This window comes from Leifsonia shinshuensis (assembly GCF_022606355.1).
GTDB lineage: Bacteria > Actinomycetota > Actinomycetes > Actinomycetales > Microbacteriaceae > Leifsonia > Leifsonia shinshuensis_B.
The window spans coordinates 63,609-88,109 of sequence record NZ_JAHHZQ010000005.1 but is presented as its reverse complement, the minus strand read 5'-3'; the positions used below and the strand labels follow the sequence as shown (position 1 = coordinate 88,109).

23 protein-coding genes are annotated in these 24,501 nt (G+C 69.7%); 5 read left to right on the top strand and 18 right to left on the bottom strand.

Annotated features, from left to right (window positions below):
- A complete protein-coding gene (locus KNO15_RS19075; protein ID WP_241705398.1) occupies positions 1-1,194 on the top strand; it encodes an alpha/beta hydrolase in 1,194 nt (397 codons plus the stop codon).
- Positions 1,195-1,261: 67 nt separating this feature from the next.
- Here KNO15_RS19075 and tatC read toward each other — a convergent pair whose 3' ends face one another.
- From tatC to KNO15_RS19050, 5 genes are all read right to left on the bottom strand, one after another.
- Positions 1,262-2,032, bottom strand: coding sequence for a twin-arginine translocase subunit TatC (tatC, locus tag KNO15_RS19070; RefSeq protein WP_374113193.1), 771 nt, complete (start codon positions 2,030-2,032; stop codon positions 1,262-1,264).
- A 43-nt stretch (positions 2,033-2,075) separates the two neighbouring features.
- Positions 2,076-2,270: a twin-arginine translocase TatA/TatE family subunit gene (tatA, locus tag KNO15_RS19065; protein WP_241705396.1), complete on the bottom strand. Its 195-nt coding sequence runs from the start codon at positions 2,268-2,270 to the stop codon at positions 2,076-2,078.
- 42 nt (positions 2,271-2,312) lie between these two features.
- Positions 2,313-2,603: a twin-arginine translocase TatA/TatE family subunit gene (locus KNO15_RS19060; RefSeq protein ID WP_241705395.1), complete on the bottom strand. Its 291-nt coding sequence runs from the start codon at positions 2,601-2,603 to the stop codon at positions 2,313-2,315.
- A gap of 43 nt (positions 2,604-2,646) precedes the next feature.
- Positions 2,647-6,033 carry an alpha-galactosidase gene (locus KNO15_RS19055; RefSeq protein WP_241705394.1) on the bottom strand — a complete coding sequence of 1,129 codons (3,387 nt, stop codon included), beginning with the start codon at positions 6,031-6,033 and terminating at the stop codon, positions 2,647-2,649.
- A gap of 68 nt (positions 6,034-6,101) precedes the next feature.
- A complete protein-coding gene (locus KNO15_RS19050; protein WP_241705393.1) occupies positions 6,102-7,538 on the bottom strand; it encodes a xylulokinase in 1,437 nt (478 codons plus the stop codon).
- Positions 7,539-7,605: 67 nt separating this feature from the next.
- Between KNO15_RS19050 and KNO15_RS19045 the strand changes: the two genes are divergently transcribed.
- Positions 7,606-8,241, top strand: a complete 636-nt coding sequence (locus KNO15_RS19045) for a bifunctional 4-hydroxy-2-oxoglutarate aldolase/2-dehydro-3-deoxy-phosphogluconate aldolase (RefSeq protein WP_241705392.1) — start codon at positions 7,606-7,608, stop codon at positions 8,239-8,241.
- A 36-nt stretch (positions 8,242-8,277) separates the two neighbouring features.
- On the opposite strand, the gene KNO15_RS19040 is transcribed toward KNO15_RS19045, so the two are convergent.
- From KNO15_RS19040 to KNO15_RS19025, 4 genes are all read right to left on the bottom strand, one after another.
- The gene (locus KNO15_RS19040) at positions 8,278-9,009 is read right to left on the bottom strand and encodes an SDR family NAD(P)-dependent oxidoreductase (protein ID WP_241705391.1); all 732 of its coding nucleotides are present in this window, start codon (positions 9,007-9,009) and stop codon (positions 8,278-8,280) included.
- Complete coding sequence (locus KNO15_RS19035; protein WP_241705390.1) at positions 9,006-9,974, bottom strand: C-terminal binding protein; 969 nt, start codon at positions 9,972-9,974, stop codon at positions 9,006-9,008. The genes KNO15_RS19040 and KNO15_RS19035 overlap by 4 nt, the downstream gene beginning before the upstream one ends.
- A gap of 78 nt (positions 9,975-10,052) precedes the next feature.
- Positions 10,053-11,927, bottom strand: a complete 1,875-nt coding sequence (locus tag KNO15_RS19030) for an ABC transporter permease (RefSeq protein WP_241705389.1) — start codon at positions 11,925-11,927, stop codon at positions 10,053-10,055.
- Positions 11,917-13,170, bottom strand: a complete 1,254-nt coding sequence (locus KNO15_RS19025) for an ABC transporter substrate-binding protein (protein WP_241705388.1) — start codon at positions 13,168-13,170, stop codon at positions 11,917-11,919. Before KNO15_RS19025 ends, KNO15_RS19030 begins: the two co-directional genes overlap by 11 nt.
- Positions 13,171-13,429: 259 nt before the next feature.
- On the opposite strand from KNO15_RS19025, the gene KNO15_RS19020 reads away from it, so the two are divergent.
- Positions 13,430-14,443: an Ldh family oxidoreductase gene (locus KNO15_RS19020; RefSeq protein WP_241705387.1), complete on the top strand. Its 1,014-nt coding sequence runs from the start codon at positions 13,430-13,432 to the stop codon at positions 14,441-14,443.
- A gap of 59 nt (positions 14,444-14,502) precedes the next feature.
- Here the strand turns inward: KNO15_RS19020 and KNO15_RS19015 are convergent, their stop codons facing one another.
- The 8 genes from KNO15_RS19015 to KNO15_RS23405 form a co-directional block, all read right to left on the bottom strand.
- On the bottom strand, positions 14,503-15,186 hold the full coding sequence (locus KNO15_RS19015) for a GntR family transcriptional regulator (RefSeq protein WP_241705386.1): 684 nt from the start codon (positions 15,184-15,186) through the stop codon (positions 14,503-14,505).
- 82 nt (positions 15,187-15,268) lie between these two features.
- A complete protein-coding gene (locus KNO15_RS19010) occupies positions 15,269-16,171 on the bottom strand; it encodes an SMP-30/gluconolactonase/LRE family protein (RefSeq protein ID WP_241705385.1) in 903 nt (300 codons plus the stop codon).
- Positions 16,172-16,199: 28 nt separating this feature from the next.
- Positions 16,200-17,006 (bottom strand): SDR family NAD(P)-dependent oxidoreductase, encoded by an 807-nt coding sequence (locus KNO15_RS19005; RefSeq protein ID WP_241705384.1) that lies wholly within the window; start codon positions 17,004-17,006, stop codon positions 16,200-16,202.
- Positions 16,999-17,868, bottom strand: coding sequence for a fumarylacetoacetate hydrolase family protein (locus KNO15_RS19000; protein WP_241705383.1), 870 nt, complete (start codon positions 17,866-17,868; stop codon positions 16,999-17,001). The genes KNO15_RS19005 and KNO15_RS19000 overlap by 8 nt, the downstream gene beginning before the upstream one ends.
- Positions 17,865-18,830 (bottom strand): alpha-ketoacid dehydrogenase subunit beta, encoded by a 966-nt coding sequence (locus tag KNO15_RS18995; protein WP_241705382.1) that lies wholly within the window; start codon positions 18,828-18,830, stop codon positions 17,865-17,867. The genes KNO15_RS19000 and KNO15_RS18995 overlap by 4 nt, the downstream gene beginning before the upstream one ends.
- An 8-nt stretch (positions 18,831-18,838) precedes the next feature.
- The gene (locus KNO15_RS18990) at positions 18,839-19,888 is read right to left on the bottom strand and encodes a thiamine pyrophosphate-dependent dehydrogenase E1 component subunit alpha (protein ID WP_241705381.1); all 1,050 of its coding nucleotides are present in this window, start codon (positions 19,886-19,888) and stop codon (positions 18,839-18,841) included.
- A gap of 32 nt (positions 19,889-19,920) precedes the next feature.
- Positions 19,921-21,165 carry a 2-oxo acid dehydrogenase subunit E2 gene (locus tag KNO15_RS18985; RefSeq protein WP_241705380.1) on the bottom strand — a complete coding sequence of 415 codons (1,245 nt, stop codon included), beginning with the start codon at positions 21,163-21,165 and terminating at the stop codon, positions 19,921-19,923.
- Between the two features lie 70 nt (positions 21,166-21,235).
- Positions 21,236-21,973, bottom strand: a complete 738-nt coding sequence (locus KNO15_RS23405) for a FadR/GntR family transcriptional regulator (protein WP_241705379.1) — start codon at positions 21,971-21,973, stop codon at positions 21,236-21,238.
- A gap of 174 nt (positions 21,974-22,147) precedes the next feature.
- Between KNO15_RS23405 and KNO15_RS18975 the strand changes: the two genes are divergently transcribed.
- Positions 22,148-22,318, top strand: a complete 171-nt coding sequence (locus tag KNO15_RS18975; RefSeq protein ID WP_241705378.1) for a hypothetical protein — start codon at positions 22,148-22,150, stop codon at positions 22,316-22,318.
- Positions 22,319-22,505: 187 nt separating this feature from the next.
- Entirely contained in the window at positions 22,506-23,165 is a 660-nt protein-coding gene (locus tag KNO15_RS18970) for a DUF1345 domain-containing protein (protein WP_241705377.1), read from the top strand.
- 26 nt (positions 23,166-23,191) lie between these two features.
- Here the strand turns inward: KNO15_RS18970 and KNO15_RS18965 are convergent, their stop codons facing one another.
- The gene (locus KNO15_RS18965; RefSeq protein ID WP_241705376.1) at positions 23,192-24,472 is read right to left on the bottom strand and encodes an MFS transporter; all 1,281 of its coding nucleotides are present in this window, start codon (positions 24,470-24,472) and stop codon (positions 23,192-23,194) included.
- Positions 24,473-24,501 lie beyond the last annotated feature (29 nt).

The following is a 24,501-nucleotide window of genomic DNA, read 5'->3' as shown; positions in this document are numbered from 1 at the left end:
GTGACCTCGAACACCCGCTCCGCGCGCTCATCGCATCCCGTCCTTCGTGCCTCAGGCGGGGTGCTCCTCGCCCTCTGCGGCGTGCTTCTGCTGCTGCGCGGCATCATCGGCTTCGGCCCCGATGCTCCGCAGGGGGTGGGCCCGCACGTTCTCGCCGTCGCCATGCTCGTCGTGGGCGTCGCCGCGATCGGCTGCGCGCTGCTGATCGGTCGCACCGCTCGCGCCACGTTGGCGGCGGTCGTCGTCTGCCTGGGCGTGCTCACCGCCGGACTCGGGACCGGCGTCGCCGCCGCTCTCGTGCCGTGCTCGTTCCCGGTACCCTCACACAGCGGCCTGACCACCGACGACACGCAGACGACCGCCGGCGCACCCGCGCCGACCGGCGCGTTGAGCGCGAGCGATGGCACCCGGATCGCGTATTACGCCTTCGTTCCCGCCCACCCCGTCGCGAGCCTCGTCTTCTCCCACGGCTCTGGCGCCAACAGCGCCGCGGGCTACCTCCCGCTCGCTCGCGAACTCGACCAGGAGTACGGGATCGCGACGTACCTCGTGGACCTCCGGGGTCACGGCGCCTCCGGCGGCGCACGCGGCGACACCCCGAGCGTTCACCAGCTGCAGCGGGACGAGCAGACCGCCGTCGACTACGTCCACCGCGCACAGCCCGGCATCCCCGAGTTCGTCGGCGGTCATTCGGCGGGTGCAGGCGTCGTCCTGAACTCCGTCCCCGCGATCGCGCACGAGGTCGCCGGCTACGTTCTGGTCGCGCCCGACTTCGGGCTGCACTCCGGCACCGAGATCGACTCCGACGCATCCGACTTCGCGACGGTGTGCCAGCGACCACTCATCGCCGCCACCGTCACCGACGGCCTCCTCGACGCGCACGCCCCTGCCGTCGGGTTCGCCTACACGGCCGGCCAGATCGCCGGGGCGCACCTCGTCGACCGCTACACGGCCGAGATGGCGATCGCGCAGAACCCCGTCGACGCGGCCGGCACCCTCGCCCGGATCCGGCAGCCCGTCGGCGTCTGGGTCGGAGCGGACGACGAGGTGTTCGATCCGACCCGCCTGGTCGCCTACGCCCGCCACGCCCCGCACGCGACGACCGCGATCGTTCCCGGGGCCACCCACCTCGGCATCCTCGACACGGTCGCCTCGGGCATCGGGCCGTGGATCGAGGCGATCAGCCGCCCGTAGGTCGGAGTGCGGCGCGTCGTGGCACGACGGCAGGTTCCCCGTTCCGCCGCCTTCCCGCGGCGGGTCGTCACCCCTCGAGGCGGCCGAGGGTCGCGATCTCCGCTTCGAGGCGATCGGCCGCTCTGACCGCCCGACGGTCATGGATCACGGCGACCCCGTACGCGGCGAAGTAGAGCCCCGCTATCGGGATCGCCAGGAGGAACATCGAGAGCACATCGGCGGACGGCGTCGCGATCGCCGTGAAGAGGGCGATCAGGATGAGCGCCCAGCGCCACGACGCGATGATCGCCCTCGCGCTCAGCACACCGACGAAGTTCAGCAGCACGAGGAACACCGGCAGCACGAAGGCGACCCCCACGGCGATCACCAGCTTCATGATGAAGTCGAAGTAGGTCTTGGCCGCGATGATGGCCGAGTCCTGTTGCGAAGCGAAGCCGGTCAGGAGGCTCACGATGTGGGGGACGAGCAGCCAGCCGACCGTTCCTCCCGCGATGAACAGAGGAACCGCGGTGAAGAAGAACCCGAGGGCGTACCTGAGCTCCGTGCGTTTGAGCGCGGGAACGAAGAACGCCCAGATCTGCCAGAGCCAGACCGGGCTCGAGATGACGATGCCGACGGTGATCGCCACCTGCATCCGGAGGTCGAACGCGCCGGTGACGCTGTCGTAGTTCAGCATCGCCTCCCGGCCCTGCTCCTTCGCGATCGCGGTGATCGGCCCGCGCACGACGTCCATGACCGGGCCGGCCAGGAGCCAGCCGATGACGGCTCCGACGACGACCGCGAGGGCGCACCGGAAGAGCCGCTTGCGAAGCTCGACGAAGTGCTCGGACAGCGTCATGCGGCCTTCGCGGTTCGTGCCTCGCTTCGTGGAGGCCATGCGACTACGGCTGAGTGGGGACGTCTGCGACGGCATCACCGTCGGGGCCGTCCTTCTTCATCTCGTTGACCTCGCCCTTGAAGATGCGCATCGACTGCCCGACGCTCTTGGCGAGAGCGGGGAGCTTGGCCGCTCCGAAGAGGAGCAGGATCACGGCGAGGATGATCAGCAGGTGCCATCCGGTGAGTCCAGCGAACATGAGAGTCTCCGTTTTCTGTGTGGTGATGTGGTCGTGCAGTGGCTAGTTCTCGAGCTCGCGACGGGGATCGCTCCCCGCCGGCGGATCGCTCAACGCCTCGCGGATGATGCGCCGCGGGTCGTACTGCCGGGGGTCGAGCTTGGTCCACTCGATCTCGTCGACGGAGTCGCCGAGCTCTTCACGGGCGCGCTCCTTGGCGGTGTCGGCGAACCTCCGCATCGAGCGGACGGCCTGGCCGAGCCAGTGCGCCGCGACCGGGAGCCGCTTGGGCCCGAGGAGGAACACCGCGATGACAGCGATGATGACGAGCTTGTCCATGGTGAGACCGAGCAAGCCGTTCCCCTTTCCGAGTGGAACCCGTTTCGTCCCGGTGGGGTCACGGGGTCACGTAGGTGATGGTCGTCGCGAGCGGAGCGGCGGGCAGCTGCACGGTGAGCCCGTCCGACATCAGCGAGCTCCCGGACTGCGTCCAGGTGCTCCCCGAGCGGAGGTCCGCCAGCCGGTAGACGCTCGACCCGGTCAGTCCGCGCAGCCGCACCGTCTGATGCGCCGCCCCGTTGGACGGCCGCCGGAAGGCCTGCACGGCACCGGACGCCGCGCCGCCGAGCTGCCAGGCGACGAAGCGGTCGTCCGAGTCGCTCGGAGGTGTGAGGGCGTAGAAGTCCTCGACGTAGTGCTGCTTGATGGAGGACCACTCGGAGGCGAACGCCTTCAGCGTCGACCACGGCGCCGCCGGGTCGGTCGCGGCGAGCGCCTCGTGATAGACCGGCCCGAAGCCGGAACGGAGGTTGTAGGCGTCGTCCGCTGAGCCGGTCGCCCGCACGGCGCCGCCGTGGATGGGGACCCACGGCGTGAGCGCCGCGACATGCGACTGGTTGGACGTGGCGTCGAGCACGTCGTCGCTGCGCAGGAGGTTGATCGCGTACTGCAGCGTCAGCACGTCGAGCCGCCGGCCGCCGCTCGCGCAGCTGTCGATGAGCATCCCGGGGTGAGCGGCCTGCAGGGCCGCCCAGAACTGCAGGTGCCCGTCGACGTAGTGCGCCTGCGTCAGCCCCAGCCGCCCGGTCGGGTCGGCGTTCTGCCAGTACGGCAGTGGGCGGATGTTGAAGTCCTCGCGGTAGAAGTCGACGCCGAGGGTCGTCATCAGTCCGCTGAAGTAGCTGCTCGCCCACGAGAGCGCTGCCGGGTTGCCAAAGTCGAACAGATACGCCTGCCCGCCCCACTGCGTGTCGCCCGGTTTGGCGCCGAGCAGGTACGTCGGGTGGTTGGTCGCGATGTCCGTTCCCGGCATGACGCGCTCGGGCTCGAACCAGACGATGGCCGCCATTCCCAGCGCGCGGGCGCGGTCGGTCACGGGCTTCAGTCCGCTCGCGAAGCGGGTGCTGTCCGGTGACCAGGTTCCGACGGGGGTCCAGTCGGTCGACGTCTGGTACCAGCCGGCGTCGATCCACCAGTGATCCTGGATGCCGCCCGTCCCGGCCGTCGCGCCGTGAGTGCCGTAGGCGTTCATCCAGGTCAGCTCGTCGTTGGCGGTGTCGGTCTGGCCGGGGAAGTAGTCGTTCGCCTGCGTGGTGGCGAGCGGCTGAGCCGGCCCCGTGCCGGAGGCGGCTCGCGGCACGTGGTAGCCGAGCATCCAGCGGCGCCAGCCGGCCAGGGCGTCTTTCGCGTCGCCTCCATCCCACGGCTGGGTCACCACCATCGGGGTGCGGATGCTCTCACCGGCGGCCAGCCAGAGGTTCGTGAGTCCGAGCGTCGCGAGCTCCTGCCCGTTGCCGAGCCCGTCGAGGACGGTCATGCCGCCGGTGAGTCTCACCGTGGTCGCATCGGTGCGCTTGATCTCCGCGCCCCACTGCCCGGGCCAGCCGAGGGCGCAGACCAGGCCGGCTCCGACGAGATCCAGGTTCCAGAACGGCCAGCCGTTCGCGATGGCCGTCGCATTGGCGGCGCCCGGGCCGTAGCTGATCGCACCGTCCGTGTCGTTGTAGATCGTGTCGACGCCCGTCGAGACATACTCGAAGGCGTCGATCGGAACGAGGATTCCGATTCCCGCCGCGTTCTTCGTGCCCGTGTTCACGATCGTGAGGGTGTGCGCGCCGTCGGCGAACGGCCCTGCCGAGTAGAGGGTCTGCTGCTTGAGCCAGCTCGTCGCGTACAGGTCGACCGTCGCGACCTTGACGCCGTCGAGGTAGACGTCGGCGATGCCGCAGTCGATGTTCTTCGGGCCGATCCACGTCACGCCTGTGCCGCTGAACGTGAAGGTCGCGGTGTCCCCCGCCGCCGAGCTCGAGTGCTGCGTGCCGCCGAAGTATCCGGGCGAGCCGCCGCCCGGGCTGGTGTTCCACGACCCGCTGTAGGCGATCGACGACGAGGTGTCGTCGACCATCGTCGGGCCGCTCGAGGTGTAGACGAACGCGTCGATCGGCACGAACGTCCCCGTGCCCGCTGCGTTCTTCGTCCCGGAGTTGACGACCTGGATGGTGTGCGTGTCCTGCGTCAGCGCCGGCGACGTGTACACCGTCTGCTGCGTGAGCCAGGAGGTCGCGTACAGGTCGACGCTGGCGACCTGCACGCCGTCGATGTAGACGTTGCCGATGCCGCAGTCGACGTTCTTCGGTGCGATCCAGCTGACGGAGTTGCCGACGAACGTGAAGCTCGCGCTCGCACCGGCGGCCGAGCTGGAGTGCTGAGTTCCCTCGTAGTAGCCGGGCGATCCGCCGCCCGGGCTGGTGTTCCACGATCCGCTGTAGCTGATGCCGCTGACGGAGTCGTCCACGGTGACCGCGCCGGTGGCGTGGAACGAGAACGCATCGATCGCCACGTGCGTGCCGCTGCCCGCCGGGTTCTTGCGGCCGGTGTTCACGACCTCGATGGTGTGCATCGCGTCGGGGAGGGGGCCGGAGCTGAAGAGCGTCTGCTGCTTGAGCCAGGTCGTCGCGTACATGTCGACGACGGCGGCTTGCACGCCGTCGATGTACACCGCGGCGATGCCGCAGTCGACGTTCTTCGGGCCGATCCACGAGACCGACGTGCCCGTGAACGTGAACATCGCACGGGCGCCGGCTGCGGTCGTGGTGTGCTGGTCGGTGTTGTAGTAGCCCGGGGCCCCGGATCCGGCCGTGCCGGTGAGGTACTGCCAGTCGCTGCCGGGCAGCGCGAGGTCCGAGCCGTCGGTGGGCCGGCCTCCGCTCGTGGTGAACACGCGGTAGGAGCCGACGGGCAGCGCCAGGTCGAGTGGGGTGAAGTCGTCGCTCGCCGCGTGGCTGCCCCGGGCGGTGCGGACGGTCCAGTCGGTGCTGGGCAGCGCGGACACGGTCACGTCCATCGCCAGGACGTCGGCGAGCTGCCTGGAGTTCGCGCTGCCCGTGTTCGTGAAGTGAACCGTCCACGCCAGGGTCGTGTAGCCCGGGTACGCGTCGCCCAGCCACTGCACCTGCAGGCCGTCTGGCGCCGTCCAGGTGACGGTGTGCCGCTGTCGCCCGTCGGCGAGGGTGCTCGTGGAGGTCGTCTTGGGCCACGACGCGAGCAGTCCGGTCGAGCTGACGCCGTCGTAGGTGAACGAGAACGGAGGGGTGCTCAGCAGATCGGACATCGACAGGATGGTCGGAGGCGCATCGGCGGCAGCAGGGGCGCCGGCGAGCGGGCCCCACATCGGCAGGCCGCCGGCTGCGGCGAGGGTCGCGCCGAGTCCGAGGACCGATCGGCGGCTGATGGTGAATCCGGGTTGCGCCGGAGTGTTCGCTCTGGGGTCTGACGACTTTGTCATTGACGCCTCAATCTCATGGATTGGCCAACTATTGATTGTTAACTGTTTATCGTCGAGATTTTCCCGTGTCAAGAGTCGAGCGAGAAATCGCCGGTCGCGACCGCGACCTGGCGTCGATACGCCGAGTAGCGACGGCGGGCCGCGGCGTCGGCGGCCGCCTCCGCCCGGACCACGCGCACGTCAGCGCCGAGGCGCCGGTAGGATTCGGCGATCGGCTCCCCCGTCGCCCCGCTCCGGGCGAGCATCGCCGCCCCCAGCGCAGGGAGCTGCGGCTCGAGGTGGATCACCAGATCGACGCCGAGCGCCTCGGAGCGGGCGCGGCTCCAGCCGGGGCTGCCGACGTCGGAGCCGCCGAGGTGCACGGGCTCGCCGGCCCCCAGGTGCCCGCAGGCGTCGAGCACGTGCCGGTTGCTGAGGCCCACCCCGCGCATCGTGGCCAGTGCCAGCTCCGCGACCCCGTCGGACTCGGCGATGTCGCTGATGGAGGCGCGCACCGAGGGATCCCAGAGCGGAGCCCGCTCGCCACGGAGGTAGGGCAGGAACACCGCATCGGTCTCCGCGGCGCCGGCGGCCGCCGAGACCAGCTCGCTCGGGGTTCTCCCCGTGAGCCGGGACAGCCAGAGCAGGCTCGCTCCGCTCGACTGCGTCGGACCGTAGTCGATCGGGATCGGGCTGCAGGACGCCGGCACGCGGTAGACACCCGTTTTCGTGGCCTCGTCGGCTGCGAACGAGCGGCCGACGATGTCCGACGTGCCGGCGAGGACGAAGCCCCTGGGCAGCGCTGCGGCACCGATTCCGAGCATGCCGCCCATGGCGTCGCTCCACCCCACGACGACAGGACACCCGCTGGGCAGCCCGAACTCGGCGGCGGCCGCCGGCGTCGTCGTGCCGAGCACTTCCCAGGGGTCGAGCACGGGCGCCAGCAGGGCCTCGTCGACTCCCGCGGCGGCGAACACCTCGCGCGACGGACGGCCCTCCGCGATCGACCACAGCCCCTTGCTGGACCAGGCATCGGTCGCCGCAGCTCCGGTCAGCCGGAAGCCGATGTAGTCCTTCGGCGTCAGCAGCCATTCCGTGGATGCGAGCGCCTGCGGATCGTTGCTGGAGAGCCAGAGCAGCTTGGCCGGCAGTTGGCTGACGTCCCAGAGGTTGTCCACCCCGAAGACCTCCAGCGAGCTGCCGAAGGACCCCCTGAGGCGTTCGGCCTCCGCCGTCGGCCTGCCGTCTCGCCACGTGATGACGGGCCGGGCCGCTGTCGCGTCCTCCGCCGCGAGGACGAGGGAGGGCGTGTGCCCGACGATCCCGACGCCGTCCGGCTCCGTCTCGAAGTGCGAGATGGCGTCTCGGATGGCGTGGATGTAGTCCGCCGCCTGCTGCTCGTGAGCGGCACCGACCTCCGACGACGGATACTCGGCATGCCCGCGCTCGACGACGTCGCCGTCCTCGCTGACGAGGATCGCCTTCACCCCGGACGTTCCGAAGTCGATGCCCAACCAGGTACGCATTCGTCTCACTCCTCTTCGTTCACCCTACTATGATTGTCAACAATAAATTGTTGCGCGAGGAGGCGCCATGTCCGACACGAGAACGCCCGTACCGACCGGGGTCATCCTGGTGATCCGAACACACGATGCGAGGGAGGCGGTCGCAGCGGCCGAAGCGGCGATGGCCGCGGGCATCGATGCGGTGGAGATCACCCGCACCGTCCCCGGAACCGCCGAGGTCATCGCCGAGCTGACCGGCCGGGGCACACCGGTGGGCGTCGGAACGGTGCTCGACGCATCCGACGTGGCCCCCGCCGTCCGGGCGGGCGCGACGTTCGTCGTGGCCCCCGACACCGACGCGCTCGTCGTGCGTGCCGCGCGCGAACAGGGCATCGCCGTCATCCCCGGCGCGCTCACGCCGACCGAGGTGCAGCGGGCCCACAAGCTCGGGGCCGACGCGGTGAAGCTGTTCCCCGCAGGTGCAGCGGGCGGAGCGCGCTACCTGACGGAGCTCCGCGGGCCGCTCCCGCACATCCCCTTCGTGATCTCGGGAGGGGTCACCGCGGAGACGGCACCCGAATACTTCGCAGCCGGCGCCGTCGCCGTGTGCGTGGGCATCCGGATGTTCGATCCCGTCACTCTGGCCGAGCGGGATCACGCTCGCCTCGTGATCGAGGCGACCACGTTCCTCGATGCCGCGCGACGGCGGCAGCGCGTCGGCTGAGCGACCGCCCGGGGGTCCGCACCCCCGGGCGGGACGTCACATCAGGCGGCTGGTGAGCCCGCCGTCGACGGTGATCGCCGCACCCGTCACGAATGAGGCCTCGTCCGACAGCAGGAAGCGCACGGCCCCCGCGATCTCGGCGGGCGCCGCCATCCGCCCGACCGCACCGGCAGGTGGATCGACGTTCACGGAATCGCGGGCCAGCGCCCGGCCGTGCTCCTCCGACATCTTGGTGTCGACGGAGCCGATCACCACGGAGTTCGCGCGGATACCGGCGTCGGCGTACTCGACGGCGATCTGCCGAGACAGGGACACGATCGCACCTTTGCTCGCCGCGTACGCCCCGGTGCCAGGAACGGTCGCGACGGCGTGCACCGACGACAGGTTGACGATGCTGCCCCGTCGTTGCTCGATCATGGTGGGCAGAACCGCCCGGCAGCAACGGAACACTCCCCCGAGGTTGACATCGATCACGTCGTCCCAGAGCTCGTCGTCCAGGCGATGCAGCGGCGCCGTCCGGAGGATCGCCGCAGACGTCACCAGGCCGTCGATACGGCCGTAGGCCTCGCGCAGCTCATCGAACGCGGTGTTCACGGACTGCGTGTCGGACACATCGCACAGCCGGTAGTCGACGCCGTCCACCCGCGCATCCGGGTCCCGCCGCACGAGACCGACGACGGCCCAGCCCGTCGCCGCGAGCTCTGAGACGATCGCCTCGCCGATCCCGCCTCCCGCCCCGCTGACCACGGCGACCCGGTCGGTCGTCATCGCGCCCACGAGCCCTTGGCGATGATGCCGTCGCGGGCATAGGAGACCGCGTCCGACAGCGTCCAGAGGGCGAGGCGGTCTCCGGCTTCCTCCGAGTACCACGCGATGTGGGGCGAGAGCAGCAGGTTCGGGGCGGTGCGCAGCGGCGACGAGCCGGGAAGCGGCTCGGTCTCGAACACGTCGATTCCGGCCGCGGCGAGCCGTCCGCTGGTGAGTGCCGTCGCAAGCGCGGTCTCGTCGATGAGGCCGCCTCTCGAGACGTTCACGATCACGGCCCCTTCCGGCATCGTCTCGATCGCGGCGGCGTCGACGATGTGGTGGGTCTCGCTGGTCAGGGGCACGTGCAGCGACAGCAGGTTCGCCTGCGCGAACAGGTCCTGCGGCGATTCCGCCCACTCCACCCCGTCCAGCGACTCGTCGCGCAGGGCGTCGAAGACGACGACGCGACGGACGAACGGCTTCATCCGCTGGATCAGCGCCCTCCCGATCCGGCCCGTGCCGAGCACGCCGAGGGTCGCCTCCTGGAGCGCGTGGACCCGCCCGACCTGCCGCGAGGTGCCCCAGCCGTTGTCCCGTACGACATGATCCGCCGACCCCAGCCGGCGCCACGACGCGAGAGCGAGGGATGCGGCCTGGTCGGCCACCTCGTTCGTCGCGTAGTCCGGCATGTAGTACACCCTGAGCCCGTTGTCGGCGGCCTTCTCGAGATCGATGGTGTCCAGGCCGACACCGGCGCGGCCGATCACCGACACCGACTCCGACACGGCGGCCAGGTGGTGCTCCCGCAGCGGCTGGAGGGTGACGACGAGCGCACTGGCGCCCGCCGTGAGCTCCGCGACCTCGTCCGGCGTGCCGAGAGGTCCGACGCGGAACTCGGCCGCGTCGGCGAAGTCCTGCCGGATGGCGTCGAGGCCGGCGAACGAGTTCTCGGCCACGGCGATGATGGGATGGGATGAATTCGGCATTGGGGACCTTTCGAGAGTGTTCGAGTTCGGCTGAGCTGCGTGCGCTCACAGTGGAGGACCTGGCGAGACGGCCTCGACTCAGCCTTTGACGGCTCCGCCTTCGTAAGCGGCGGCGAGCTGACGTTGCGTGAGCGCGAGCAGGATGACGGCTGCGGCGACAGGGATGAGCAGGTAGACGGCCTGCTGCCCGGGCGTCGTCGTCGCCGTGAAGTTGTACGACGACATGTACTGCTGGAGGGCGGGCGGGAACGTCCGGATGTTGCTCTGACTGACGAGGGTCGTGGCGAACAGGTACTCGTTCCAGGTGTTGATGAGCGTGTACGCGGTCATCGCGCCGATGACCGGCCGGGCGAGCGGGCGCACGATCTGCAGGAGGATGCGGACCGGACCCGCGCCGTCGATCGCGGCCGACTCCTCGATCTCGCGCGGCGTCCCGTCGAAGAACACCCGGAAGAACAGTGTGGCCATCGAGAGGAAGATGGCGGTGGTCGCCAGGATCTGGCCCGGCTGCGATCCGAGGAGATGCAGCCAGCTCAGGATGTCGTAGAGCGGGAAGACCAGCACGATGACGGGTACGAGCTGGAAGAGCACCAGCGCGCCGACGACGGCTTTGGGCACCCATCCGGTCATCCGCGACAGCGCGTACCCGCCGAACAGGCTGAGCACGATCACGATGACGGTCACCGAGAAGGTGACCACGACGCTGTTCCAGAAGTTGTAGGCCAGCGGAGGGATCGCGATGTTGTTGGTGTCCCAGAGCGCGGGGGACCCGAGAACGGACGTGTAGTTCGCGAGCGACCACGTGCGCGGGAGCAGCGACACCGCCTCCGCGCCACCCGGTGTGCTGTCGAAGGACCGCGAGAGCGTGAAGAGGATCGGCGAGATGGAGATCAGCGCGAAGACGATCGCGGCGACGGTCCGCACGGCCGTGCCGGCGCCTTTCCCACGTCGGACGTCGGTGCGGGGCCGACGAGCACGGCGCGGCAGATGCCACTCGGGCATGGAGGGCTTGACGCGCCTCCAGACGCGCGCGACGAGCATCCCCACTCCGGCCAGGAGGGCGATCGCGATCACCATCACCACGATGCTGATGGTGGTCAGCGTGGTGGCGTAGCCCGAGTCGTAGTCGGAGAACGCGGACTTGTACGCACCGGTGGCGAGCGTCTGCGTCGCGCCCAGCGGCCCACCGGCCGTCAGGATGTAGATGAGGTTGAACTCGTTGAAGCTGTTGATGAAGTGGAGTCCGCACGCGGCCAGGGTGATGGCGGCGATCCCCGGGAGCGTGATGTGCCGGAAGCGCTGCCAGACACCCGCGCCGTCGACTCGGGCCGCCTCGAAGCGCTCCTCCGGGATTGCGCTGAGACCGGCCAGGAGCAGCATCGTATAGAACTGGAACGAGGCCCACGCGTTGATCGCGAGCAGAACCCACCAGACCGCGCCGGGATCGGTGAACACGCTCTGCGTGTGGAGGCCGAGGGCGGCGGGGATGCCGCTCTGCGGGTCGAGCAGCAGCTTCCACATCCCCAGCCCGACGGGCGCGGAGATCACGAACGGCAGCAGGATGAGCAGCCGCAGCGCCGTGCGTCCCTTCAGCGCCTTGTTGAGCGCGAGCGCGGCGCCGAGCCCCAGCAGATAGCTCGGGATCACGCCGCCGATGCCGCGGATGAAGGAGTTGACGACCAGTTGCACGGAAGCCGGGTCGGAGAAGAAGCGCACGTAGTTCGCCCCGCCGATCCACTTGCCCGACGTGCCCGCCTGGAAGCTGCTCATCACGCTGAGGACGATCGGGATCGCCACGAAGACGACCAGCATCGCCAGGAGCGGGAGGAGGAAGATGCCGTAGACGACGCTCGCCCGCCTCCCCAGGCGACCGGGCGTGCGGCGGCGGGCCGCCGACAGCCTGAGGGGGCTGCCGGCGACCGACCGGGTGAGACCTGAACTGTCAGCTGCCATGGTTGATCTGATCGAGCGCCTTCTGGAAGTTCGTCCGCAGCGTGCCCGCAGCGGCCTGGACCGAGGCCGAGCCGAGGCAGACGGACTCGATCGCGGGCAGGATCGCGTTGTTCATGAGCGGAGCGATGTTGATGGGTTCCGGGACGACGGCCGTGTCGAGGATCTTGGCGAAGCCCTTGAGCACATCATTCGTGATCGCGGTCGAGTTGACCTGCGGACGCACCGAGAGCTGGGCATCGCCCTCGCGGCCGGCGATCACCGTCTGCGTCTTCACGCTGCGCATGTTCTTGAGGAACTGCTCGGCGAGGTCTCGGTTCGGGGCGTCCTGGTGGATCATCAGGGTGTGCTCCTCCCAGAAGGAGGCGGGCGTCCCGGCGTTGGGCAGCGGTGCGACGGCGAGGTTCTTCTTCGTGTCCGGGTACTGCTCGACGTTGGCGAACACGAAGGGGCCGGCCGAGTACGACGCGAGGGTGCCCTTGGCGAACTTGCTGTCGGTCTCCTGGTAGCCCCAGTTGGCGACGTCCTTGGGGGTCGACTTCCAGGTGTAGACGGCGTCGTAGTAGAACTGCAGGACTTTCTGAGCCTGCTCGTCCGAGAAGCCGATCTTGAAGGAGCCCGCGCCGCCGGTGACCAGCGGCGCACCCGTCGACCAGAGGAGCGGGAGGAAGTTCGAGGACGCACGGCCGTCGCCGACCTTCGCCTCGAAGGCGAAGCCGTTCACCGAGCTCGAGTTGAGACCCGTGGCGAACTTCCCGAACTCGTCGAAGGTCCAGCTCTCCGGGGCGGTGAGCCCCGCCGCCTCGGCGATGTCCTTGCGGTAGACGAGCCCTCGCGTGTTGCAGCGGAAGCCCAGCCCGTAGAGCTTGCCGTCGATCGTGCTCGCCTTGTAGTTCTGCGCATAGAAGTCCGACCGGTTCTCGGTCTTGGCGTAGCTGGTCAGGTCGGCGAGCTTGACCCCTGCGGCCTGGAGGGACGGGATGCCCTGGGCGGTCCAGAAGATCAGGTCGGGCACCTGGCCCGACTTCTGAGCCGCTGCAGCCTGCGCCGGGTATGTGCCGTCGTCGACGGTCATGAGGTTGAGCTTGACGCCCAGCGGGTCGGCGGCGGACTTCTGCATGACGTCGCGGATGAACGATGCGTCGACCCACGAGGCCAGCATCAGGTTGAGCGTCTTCGTGCCGCTGCCGGACGTCGACCCCGAGGACGGAGTCGGCGCGCACGCCGCGAGGGCCGCAGTTGTCATCAAGCCGAGCGCGGCGACACCGCCCCCCTTGATCAGTTGACGCCTCGAGAAGCCAGAGGGGGCGGAACCGAGGGGTGATTGCATCAGCGTTCTCCTATCTCCATTGATTGAGCGGGCGTTGCGCCCTTGGCGACTGTGTGCTGTAAATTGAAAACAATTAACTCGCAGACACATTCTTGCCAGCAACGATGGCGGATGTCAATCCGAGGACCGAAGACCGCTCAGCGGCTCGACGTGATCACGAGAGTAAGGACCAACGATGACCCAACAGCTCGTCCCCGTGCGCGACCTCCTGGAGTGCGCGACCGAGATCCTCCGAGAACTCGGGACACCCGCCGCTCAGGCGCACGACGTCGCGGAGTCCCTCGTCGAAGCGAACAGGGTCGGGCACGAGTCGCACGGCGTCGTGCGGCTGCTGGAGTACACCTCCTTCGTCGAGCGCGGGATCCTGGATCCGGCGGCGGCTCCGCGGATCGTCCACCGCTCCGGCGCCGTCACGGTCGTCGACGGAAACCACGGCTGGGGTCAGCTCGCCGCCCGGTTCACCGCCGACCGGGCGGCTCAGGCCGCGCACGAATACGGCGTCGGCATCGCCACCCTCCGCAACGGCAACCACATCGGCCGCATCGGCGAGTACGTCGAGAGGATGGCGGCCGACGGCATCGCCTCGATCATCTGGTGCAACGCGGACCCGACCGTTGCACCGTTCGGCGGAAAGGAGCGGATGCTCGGCACCAATCCGTTCGCGACGGGAATCCCGGTGGAGGACGAGCATCCGTTCGTCATGGACATCGCCACCGCCACGGTCGCGGAGGGCAAGCTGCGGGTGGCGCGCGCCGCGGGCCTCGCCATCGAGCCTGGCGCCGTCATCGACGCAGAGGGCCACGACTCCACGGATCCGAACGCGTTCTACGACGGCGGGGCGCTGCGAGCGTTCGGCGGGCACAAGGGCTACGCGCTGAGCGCCTTCATCGAGCTCCTAGGCGGCGCGCTCTCCGGTAACCACCCTTCCGTCACCTCGCGCTATCGGGAGGGGAACGGCGTCGTGATGATCGGAATCGATCCCGGAGCCTTCGCGGCCGAGGACTTCGCCGTCGACGTCCGCGAGACCGTGCACGCGCTGCGCGCCTCGGCTCCGGCGCGCCAGGGCACGAGCGTCCTCATCCCGGGCGACATCGAAGCGTCGCTGCGTGCCGAGCGCTCCGTGGAGGTTCCGGTGAACGACAACATCTGGGCCGACGTGCTCGCGCTGCGCGAGCGGCTCGCTGCGTGATCCGGGTCTCGGCGTAGCCGCCGGCGGGGCGGGCGGGGCGTGCGGTGCGCGCGTCCCGCCTACTCGCCCTGTTCCATCGCCTTGACCACGCGGCCGTACGAGGCCTCGACGTGGTGCTGGATGCGCTCCACTGCGTCGTCGGCGCGCCCGGCGACGAGCGCGTCGACGATGGCGCGGTGGTCCGGCTCCCATTCGTCGTCGTAGTCCTTGCGGAGCGACATCCGCGTGACGAGGAAGGCGTAGATCTGCCCGCGCAGCCCTTCCCAGGCGCGCTGCAGACGCTGGTGGTGCGATGCCGCCACCAGCTCGTCATGGAAGGCGATGTCGACCTCGGCGATCAGCTCCGGAGTGCGCTCCTGCGCCGGCGTTGCTGCGAACCGGTCGAGGGTCGCACCGAGCTCGGCGAGCTCCTCGGCCGTGGCGTGGGTCGCCGCCCACTGCACCGCGAGGGATTCCAGGGCCTTCCGGAGGCTGAAGATCTCATCGAGGTCCGATCGGTACAGCTCGACGACGCGAGCGCCGCGGAACGGCTCGATCTGCACGAGGCCCTCGCGTTCCAGCTTCGCGAACGCCTCGCGTACGGGGCCGCGGCTCACGTTCATCTGGGTGGCCAGGCGGTCCTCCCGCAGCCAGGCGCCCGGCGGGAGGGCACCGGTCATGATGGCCTCGCGCATCTGATCCGTGACCTCGTCTGCGAACAGGCGCCGGCGTGCGGGGCCAAGATCAAGGGGGACGTTCTCCACGACAAAACCTTTCCCGCGCGTAGCGTCTGCTCGGCGTCAGCTCGATTGTCAACAGACTACAGTCAACGGGCTGAGAGTGCGCTCAGGCCGTCCGTTCCGCGTGGGACGAAGACATCACGGGCCACGGAGTGGCCGCAGGGCCGGAGCGCCCGACGTCCACGCGATGGAGCGCTCCTGCGGCCGGGCGGCGATGGCGCTCCTCGGCCGGGATGTCGATGGATGCCGTGGTGATGAACAGGGTCCTGCGCCCGTCTCCCCCGAAGCAGCAGCTCGTCACGTGCCGCGCCGGGACGATGACGATGGCGTCCACCCGGCCGTCCGGCGCGAACCGGATCACGCGTCCTCCGCCGTAGTCGGCGACCCAGACGCCCCCGTCGTCATCGACGGTGAGGCCGTCGGGCGCTCCAGGACCATCGATCAGCGCGAACGGCCTCCTGCGCGACACGGCCCCCGACCCGAGGTCGTAGTCGAACGCGTCGACGCGGCCCGTCGGTGTGTCCACGAAGTAGAGGGTCGCGCCGTCCGGCGACCAGCCGAGGCCGTTGGACAGGCTGACGCCCGGCACCAGCGTGCGCAGACCCGCGCCGGGCTCCCAAGTGTAGAGCGCCGACGCATCCGGGCGCCCGCTCAGGGACACGGTCCCCACCACCACCCGACCCGCCGGATCCGTCTTCCCGTCGTTGAAGCGATGGTCCGGCATCCCCTGCAGCGCATCGCTGACGATCTCGAGTTCCCCCGTGTCGTCGAGAAGGGCGAAGCCGTCTTCGGTGGCCAGCAGGATCCGGCCGTCGTCGGCCGGCATCGCCGTGCCCGGCATCACGGGCAGCGCGAAGGACCCCCGGTGCCGCCCGTCCGGGCCTGCGATGTGCACCGCCTTGCCGAAGATGTCGATCCAGATCAGCCGGCGGCGGCGCTCGTCCCAGACGGGCCCCTCCCCCAGAAGCGCGGGAGTGGCGTCCGCACGGGCGGCGTCGAATACGATCACGGTCGGACTCCTGACATGGTTCGGTCGCTCAGCGGCGCAAGGATCCGCCGGCGTGGAAGGCCATACTCCCACCGTCGATCGGCAGCGTCACTCCGGAGATGAACGAGGCCTGCTCGCTCGCGAGGAACAGCACGGCGTCGGCGACCTCGCCCGGACGGGCGAGCCGGCCGAGCGGGACGCCGGAGAGCGCATCCGAGAGCGTGTTGCCGGAGGCCACGTCCTCTCGCGCGATGAGCGGGCGGAAGCCTTCGGTGTCGACCTGGCTCGGCGCGAGAGCGTTCACCCGGATGCCGTAGGACGCCCACTCCACGGCGAGCTCCCTGGTCATCCCGATGAGCCCGGCCTTGGCGATGGAGTACACGTAGTTCCCCCGGCCGAGCGCTGCAAGGCCACCGATCGAGGCGAGATTGATGATCGACCCGACGGCTCCGCGGGCGATCATCGCCCGCCCCGCAGCGTGCGCGGCGAACGCCGCCGCACGCAACGACACGGACATGACGCCGTCCCACTCCGCGATCGTGACCTCCTCGGGAGGACGATGGATGCCGCGAGCCGCGTTGTTCACGAGCACGTCGACACCCCCGCTCTCCGCCTCGATGGCCTCGAAGACCGGAGCGATGCCCTCGGCGTCGGAGAGATCGCACCGGTGGAAACTCCCCCCGCTCAGTCGCGCGGTCTCCTCCCCCGTGCGCGCGTCGATGTCGATTCCCACGACGTGGTACCCGCGACGGGATGCAGCGAGGCTCACAGCGCGCCCGATGCCCTGGCCGCTCCCCGTGACGACGAGCGTCCGCCCGGCGCCGTCACCGAAACCGGTTGTGGCCGACTCAGCCATGCGCGACCACCGTGTTGCTCAGCGACGGCAGCCCGTCGATCGTCACCGTCGGCCGGTCACCCGGGCGGAGGAACCGCGGCGGGGTGTGCGCCGCGCCGATCCCGGACGGCGTGCCGGTGGCGATGATGTCGCCGGGACGAAGGTCGCAGACCGAGCTGACGTAGGACACGATCTGCGGCACGGTGAAGATCATGTCGCTGGTGCTCGCCTCCTGCATGACCTGGTCGCCGAGGGTCAGCCGGATGCGCCGTCCCGCCGGGTCGCCGAACTCGTCGGCGGTGATGAGATAGGGACCGGTCGGAGCGAAGGTGGGGAATCCTTTGCCCTGCGTCCACTGGCCCGTGCGGTTCTGGTAGTCGCGCGCGCTCACGTCGTCGAAGGTGAAGTAGCCCGCGACCGCCTGCAAGGCGTCCCCGACCGAGACCCGCGACGTCGGCGCCCCGATCACGAGGCCGAGCTCGGCCTCGAAGTCGGGCTGCGTGCAGTCCTCGGGGATCACGATCGGCGCACCGTGCGCCGAGATCGACGACGTGAACTTCGAGAAGATGACCGGGTACTCCGGGACCGACGCCCCGGTCTCCGACGCGTGGTCGACGTAGTTGACCCCGATGCAGATGATGTTCCGCGGTTCCGGTATCACCGGCAGCAGCTCCACCTCGCCGAACGACAGGCTCGGGCCATCCGGCACAGGGCGGTCGGAGTCCGATCGCGCCGCAAGGAAATCGGTGATGGTCGGCGGCGCACCGGGGACGTTCCGCGGGATGTCGACGACTCGGGCGGTCTCGAGGTCGTCGAGACCGCGGCCGCCCACCACGACGCCATAGCTCGTGACGCCGTTCAGCCGGTAGCTCGCGAGCCTCATGCCGTCTCCTCCAGCAGCCGACGCGTCGCGCGGACGACCCCGTCCACGCTGGGCAGGAGGGCGTCGATCAGCGGCGGGCTGTGCGGGATCGGCGCGTGCGCCGCCGTCACGGTGACGATCGGCGCGTCGAGGTACCAGAACGCCCGCGACTGCACCTCGGTGACGATCTGCGCGGCCACGCTGCCGAAGTGCGGCGACTCGTCGACGACGACCAGGCGCCCGGTGCGGCGCACGGACGCGGCGATCGTGTCGATGTCGAGCGGGAAGATGGATCGCAGGTCGATGAGGTCGACCTGCACCCCCGTGGCAGAGAGGGCGTCGGCGGCCTCGGTCGCGGTGATCATGCCGTGGCTGTGGCTCACGATGGTGACCTCGCCGCCGGAGCGCACGAGGTCGGCCACGCCGATCGGTGTGAACTCCCCGTCGCCGCCGACCGCGCCGCGCACACCCGTCAGCTTCTTGTGCATCAGGAAGACGACGGGGTCGGGCGAGCGGAGCGCCGTCTTGATCAGCCCCTTGGCGTCTTTCGCCGTCGACGGCGACACGACCGCCAGCCCGGGCATGCTCGCGAAGAGCATCTCCATGCTGTTGTTGTGCTGCGCACCGCCGAGGGCCACTCCGGACGTCGCCCGGATCACGAGGGGCACGTTGCGGTCCCACATGTAGCGCAGCTTGGCCGCCTGATTGAAGATCTCGTCCATCGCTCCGTAGGCGAAGTCGTCGAAGTTCAGATCCACGAGCGGGCGGGAACCGCTGACGGCGGCCCCGACGCCCGCAGCGACCATGGCCGCTTCGGAGATCGGCGCATCGCGGACACGATCGCGACCGAACTCGGGGCCCAGCCCCTTGACCTGGGCGAAGTGCCCGCCGCGCTCATAGAGGTCGGTGCCGAGGATGAAGATGCGATCGTCACGCAGCATCTCCTCACGCACACCCTCGCGGAACGCGTTCGAGTAGCTCATCGGCCGGCTCATCGCTTGCTCCCGTCGTTGTCGATCAGCCCGTTCGCGCTCCAGCCGAGCACGTTCCACTCGGACACGTTCTCTCCAGCGCTCGACGGGTCCGGCCATTTCGATTCCTCTGCGAAGGTCACGGCGTGATCGACGGTCTCGGCCACGCTCTTCTCGATCTCGGTCAGCTGCTCGGAGCTGAGGAGACCCCGATCGGTCAAGTGGGCGACGAATCGCTCGATGGGGTCCTTGGACGACCGCCACTGCTCGACTTCGTCGTCCGTGCGATAGGTCACGACCTCGCCGGCGTTGTGGCCGCGGTAGCGGTAGGTGAGCACCTCGATGAACTGAGCGCCTTCGCCGGCACGGGCGGCCTCGGCGGCCTCGCGGGTCGCCTCGTAGACGGCCACGACATCCTGGCCGTCGACTTGACGAGACGCCACCCCGAATCCCGCGGCCCGGTCGGCGACCGAGGTCCCTCCCGTCACCGTGGCCGACGGCGTCTCCACCGCGTAGAGGTTGTTCTCGCAGATGGCGATCAGCGGGAGCTTCCACACCGAGGCGAGGTTGACGAACTCCCACACGCGGCCGACGTTCGCACCGCCGTCTCCGAAGTAGCCCGCCGAGACCCGCGGGAGCCCCTGCAGTTTCGCGCCGAGCGCTGAACCCATCGCGAGCCCGAGCCCTCCCCCGACGATCGCGTTGGCTCCCCACAGCCCCTTGTCGAAGTCGGCGAGATGCATCGATCCGCCGCGACCCCCGATGGTCCCCGTCTCTTTGCCGAAGAGCTCGGCCATGGCCGCGGCCGGGTCGAGGCCCTTGGCGAGGGCGTGGTGATGCGAGCGGTGGGTGCTCGTGACGATGTCGTCGGGTCGGAGCGCCCGAGCGACACCCACGGCGCTCGCCTCCTGGCCGATGGCCGGGTGTATTCCTCCCGGCACGAGGCCGCGCAGCGAGGCCTCCTCGGCGGCCTCCTCGAATCTGCGGATGAGGAGCATGTCGGACAGCCAGCTGCGCAGGTCGTCGTCTGCGACGTCGCCCACGCTCGGTGTCGTCTGGGTCAGGGTCACGAAGATGTCCTTTCGACGGGTGGTCACGGCCCTCAGCGGCCGAACGAGGTGAGGAGGATCGGGTTGGCGGCGATGGCGGCGAAGCGCGACAGGATCTCCGCCGCATGCTGGCCGTCCCAGTGCCGATGGTCGACGTTGAGAGTCACCGTCATGGCGCGGCCGACCGCCAGTTCGCCGTTCTCGACGACCGGTCGGAGGCTTGCGGACCCCACAGTGAGGATCCCCTTCTGGCCGATCGGAACGATGCCGGTGAAGCTGTCGACCCCGTAGGCGCCGAGGTTCGACACCGTGCAGATCGGCTCGACGGCGTCGTCCGGGTCGAGGCGCGCGGCCTTGCTGCGCTCGATGGCGGCACGGCGGCTGTCGGCGATGCCGAGCACGTCGCGGCGCGCCACGTCGCGGAGGACGGGGATGGCGACGCCGCGATCCGTCGCGACCGCCAGGCCCAGGTCGAGCTCCGAGGTGCCCACCGTCTCGATGAGCGCGAGCCCGAACGCCTTGACGATGAGATCGGTGAACGTCACGTGACGGTGGACGGTGCGGTACCCGGCGAGCACCTCGTCGAGTCGCTCGACGCGAACCTCGCGCTCCACGGCGAAGTGCGGGATCTCCGCCCACGACCGCGAGACGGCGGCGGCCACGGCGGCACGGTGCCGGTCGGCCCCCCGGTCGCCGGTGGGCGCCGGGTCGGCGGGCGACACCGATGCGGCAGCTGTATGTGCGGGGGGCTGCGCGGCGCCGGGGGCAGCGCTCGGCGCAGCGCTCGGTGCGGCGATCGGCGCGGGCGTCCTGGTGGCCCCGGTGGCAGACCGCTCGGCGAGCAGGTCGGTGCGGCGGTGCGGACTCGCCACGTAGGGCTCGAGCTCTCCCGACTCGAGGCGAGCGCGGTCCGATCGCCTCAGCGGACCGGCCTCGTCACGGGGCCGGGCCACCGCGTCCTGCACCGCGGGGGCCGCCGCCGGCACCGTCGCCTCGGGTGCCGCCGCCGGCGCGTCGTCCGCGCGTTCGCCGGATCCGGAGTCGTCGACGACCTCCGACTCCCCCTCGTCCAGCAGGACCGCGATGGTCGCACCCGACGGCACCTCGGTGGCGTCGGGGAAGCGGTGGCGGCCGAGCGTGCCGGCGGCGGGAGCCTCGATCGACATCTCGGCCTTGTCGGTCTCGATCTGAGCGATCTCGTCCCCCGCTTCGATGCGGTCGCCGGGCTGCTTGAGCCACTCCGCGAGGTAGACCGTGTCGCTGGCCATCCCGAGTGCCGGGACGTAGATCTCTTGCATTCGCGCCTCCGTTGCCGTGAGTGACTAGACGTCTAACAAGTTGGAGCCTAGTGCGCGACCGCGCGCGATGTCAAAGTCCCGAGTCGCCGGCTCCACTGATCCACCGCTGCGTGTTCGCGAAGTGCTCGCGCATCGCCTCGGCCGCCGCCGCCGGGTCCCGCGACACGACAGCTTCGACGATCGCGCGATGGCGCTCCACAGCGTCCACCTCGTCCATCGACTCGGCCGGAATCGGCTTCGCCCAGGCGAGGGCCATCCAGAACGCCTCGAGGAGCTGACCCATCAACGGCAGGTCGAGATCGGCGTAGAGCTTGGCGTGGAACTCGCGGTCGAGGTCGTCCAGCGACTCGTGCGCCTCGGCCCGACGGCCCATCTCGTCGACGAGCTGCTCGAGGCGGGCGAGATTCGGTCCCGTCGCCCCGTTCGCGGCGACCCGCTGGATGAGCTCTGTCTCCAGGATCTGCCGCAGATCGGCGAGCTCGGTCGCCGTGCGGACGGCGCCCTCGCCCGACAGTCTGCTGTGGAAGATCAAGCCGTCGGCGAATCCGTCGAACGACAGCCGGCTCACGAAGGTGCCCGAGCCGTGCCGCGCCTCCAGGATGCCCTGCGCCTGCAAGGTCTTCAGCGCTTCCCGCAACGATCCGCGGCTCACGTTCAACCGCTCGATCAGCGTGTTCTCCGACGGGATCGGGTCTCCGGGGCGCAGGTCCAGCTCGAGAAGCAGTTGCGTGATCTCGCTTCGGAGAGAATTCGCATGGCCGCCGAAACCACGGCGCGACGTGTTCGGCTCTCGTTCGACTGCTGGCACGTCCGCATCGTACTATCGCGGCTCCTGCGGCTGCGAAACCGATGGCGTCACGACGAGGTCGAACAGCCGTCGCGCCACTCGACGGGCGCACATGCGACCGTCGAGGACCTCAAGACCGCGTTCGTCGGCGCGGGCGGCGTCTGCGCGCCTGGGAGGTCGGAGGCTGTCCTCTCCGTGTACAGCAACGCGGACGACGTGAAGCAGTCGATCGACGGGGCGAAGTCGCGCGCCGCCACCATGCGCGCGATCCTCTCGGGCGAGAACTGGATCGTGCAGGCGTCTCCCGATCAGATCGAGACCGTGCGCAGGAACCTCGGAGGCACCGTCACGACGTTGTCGGATTAGGCGACGCGCAGCACCGGCAGCAGAGGCAGCGTCGTACACCGTCTGCGGCGAGCACCAGCGACTCGACGTCGACGCTCCGCGCGGCGTCGCCGCTCGGTCAACCCCTTGCATTCGCGCGGCCATGGGCATTCGATCCGGAGGAGGCGAAGAGGGACTTCGCACGCACAAGGGAGGGGCCGTCGACGTCGTGACAGCAGACCAGCGCACCCCGCACCACACCTCGAGGATCCGGACCACGACCATGATCGGCGCGGGTCTGGTCGCCGCGGCGGCGACCGCCGCGCTCGGCCAGTGGGCGTATGCGGCGGCGGTCGGCTGGGCTGCCGCGTGCGCCGTCTACCTCGCGTGGGTCTGGCTCACCATCTCCCGGATGGGAGGCGCGGAGACCCGCCGTCGCGCGTCGGCCGAAGACCCCGCTCGAACCACCAGCGACACCCTGCTCCTCGTCGCCTCCATCGCGAGCCTCGCCGCGGTCGCGCTGCTCTTGGGCCAGACCAAGAACGCCGCAGCACCGGCGAAGGACCTCATCGCGGCACTCGGCATCGCCTCCGTCGCGCTGTCCTGGTTGTTCGTGCACACGCTCTACACGCTCCGCTACGCCGTTCTGTACTACAACGAACCGGGCAGCGGGCGGCACGGCATCGACTTCAACGAAGACACGGCACCCCGCTACCTCGACTTCGCGTACCTGTCGTTCACCGTCGGCATGACCTTCCAGGTCTCCGACACCGACATCTCCAGCCAGAGGATACGCGCCGCCATCCTGCGGCACATGTTGCTCTCGTACCTGTTCGGCGCGGTGATCATCGCCACGTCCGTGAACCTGGTCGCGAGCCTGGCCTCCTGACCGCGCGAGCGTCGTCGTTCTCGCGGTCACGACGTCCCGCGCAGCCGGGCATCGATCGCCTCGATCGACTCGCCGCGCCCGCGCGGCATGAGCACGATGCCCAGGATGCCCGATCCGACGGTCACCACGATCATCAGGACCGAGACGCCGGCGAGTCCGGACGCGAGCAGCGTCGGCACGAAGACGAGCGAGACAGCGGAGGCGATCCTCGCGACGCCGAAACTCAGGCCGAGCGCGGTGCTGCGCAGTTCCGTCGGGAACAGCTCCTGCGACCACAGTTTGTAATGGGCCTCCCCGGTCAGTGTGGTGCCGATGCCGTAGGTCACGAATGCGAGCACGAGCGTGCCCGCTCCGGCCGGGAGCAGCAGCGCCAAGAACCAGGCGCCCGCCTGGACGATGGCGCCCACGATGAAGATCGGCCGGCGCGCCGCGCTGTCCATCGGTCGCATCATCGCCACGACAGTGATCAGGATGATCGGAACCGTGACGAGGGAGTACAGGAGGGCGACCGCCGGGGGCAGTCCGCCGACGGTCTCCAGGGCGTAGAGCCCGAAGGAGCCGTAGAAGTTCGTGCCGATCGTCAGCAGCGTGTAGAACACGAGGATGAAGAGGGTGTTCCGCAGCAGCCGGCCGCGGAACAGGCCGCCGACCGTCTCACGGGTCGCGCCGAGGCTGCGCGCGTTCTTCCACACAGCCGGTTCCCCGATCCGGCGGCGCAGCAGCCAGGTGACGAGCGACAGGACCAGGAGGTGCCCGAACACGATGCGCGGCATCCACTCCCCCAGGCCCGTCGAGGCCAGGACGACGAGGATGACGATGAGCGGACCGAGCCCCCACAGCAGCTGCGTGAAGGTGACGAGCCGGCCCCGGCGCTTGCCGGGTGCGGTCTCGCCCACCACGGTGATCGAGGTCGGCACGTCGGCGCCGATCGCCAGCCCGACGATGATCACGCCGACGAACAGCATGGCGGGTACGACGGCGCACACGATCCAGAGCAGCCCGAAGGCGTAGAGCAGCAGGTCGAACGAGTACACGCGCTTGCGGCCGACACGGTCGCCGACGCGGCCGCCGACGATCGCGCCGATGCCGATGCAGACGGTGAGAGCCGCGGAGAGGAAGCCGAGCTGCCAGGCGTCGAGCGAGAACTGGCCCTTCCAGAGGGTGAGGCTCGCGCTGACCGCGACGATCGTCCCCGCATCGAGGTACGAGGCCATTCCGGCGAGGACGGCGGTGCGCCAGGGTGCGGGCGCCTGAGGTTCGGTGCCGGACGCGTCGGGTGCGGTGCCGGCGGGGGCGTGTTCGGTCATCGGGAGGTCTCCGTTCATCGGGGCTGCGC

What these genes read in the sequence shown, in the direction of transcription:
- KNO15_RS19035 (WP_241705390.1), bottom strand. Translation starts at nt 9,974, where the DNA reads ATGCCGAATTCATCCCATCCCATCATCGCCGTGGCCGAGAACTCGTTC.
- KNO15_RS19040 (WP_241705391.1), bottom strand. Translation starts at nt 9,009, where the DNA reads ATGACGACCGACCGGGTCGCCGTGGTCAGCGGGGCGGGAGGCGGGATC.
- KNO15_RS19030 (WP_241705389.1), bottom strand. Translation starts at nt 11,927, where the DNA reads ATGGCAGCTGACAGTTCAGGTCTCACCCGGTCGGTCGCCGGCAGCCCC.
- KNO15_RS18995 (WP_241705382.1), bottom strand. Translation starts at nt 18,830, where the DNA reads ATGAGCTACTCGAACGCGTTCCGCGAGGGTGTGCGTGAGGAGATGCTG.
- KNO15_RS19005 (WP_241705384.1), bottom strand. Translation starts at nt 17,006, where the DNA reads ATGGCTGAGTCGGCCACAACCGGTTTCGGTGACGGCGCCGGGCGGACG.
- KNO15_RS19055 (WP_241705394.1), bottom strand. Translation starts at nt 6,033, where the DNA reads ATGACAAAGTCGTCAGACCCCAGAGCGAACACTCCGGCGCAACCCGGA.
- tatA (WP_241705396.1), bottom strand. Translation starts at nt 2,270, where the DNA reads ATGTTCGCTGGACTCACCGGATGGCACCTGCTGATCATCCTCGCCGTG.
- KNO15_RS18985 (WP_241705380.1), bottom strand. Translation starts at nt 21,165, where the DNA reads ATGCAAGAGATCTACGTCCCGGCACTCGGGATGGCCAGCGACACGGTC.
- KNO15_RS19045 (WP_241705392.1), top strand. Translation starts at nt 7,606, where the DNA reads ATGTCCGACACGAGAACGCCCGTACCGACCGGGGTCATCCTGGTGATC.
- KNO15_RS18965 (WP_241705376.1), bottom strand. Translation starts at nt 24,472, where the DNA reads ATGACCGAACACGCCCCCGCCGGCACCGCACCCGACGCGTCCGGCACC.
- KNO15_RS19025 (WP_241705388.1), bottom strand. Translation starts at nt 13,170, where the DNA reads ATGACAACTGCGGCCCTCGCGGCGTGCGCGCCGACTCCGTCCTCGGGG.
- KNO15_RS19020 (WP_241705387.1), top strand. Translation starts at nt 13,430, where the DNA reads ATGACCCAACAGCTCGTCCCCGTGCGCGACCTCCTGGAGTGCGCGACC.
- KNO15_RS19000 (WP_241705383.1), bottom strand. Translation starts at nt 17,868, where the DNA reads ATGAGGCTCGCGAGCTACCGGCTGAACGGCGTCACGAGCTATGGCGTC.
- KNO15_RS19050 (WP_241705393.1), bottom strand. Translation starts at nt 7,538, where the DNA reads ATGCGTACCTGGTTGGGCATCGACTTCGGAACGTCCGGGGTGAAGGCG.
- tatC (WP_374113193.1), bottom strand. Translation starts at nt 2,032, where the DNA reads ATGACGCTGTCCGAGCACTTCGTCGAGCTTCGCAAGCGGCTCTTCCGG.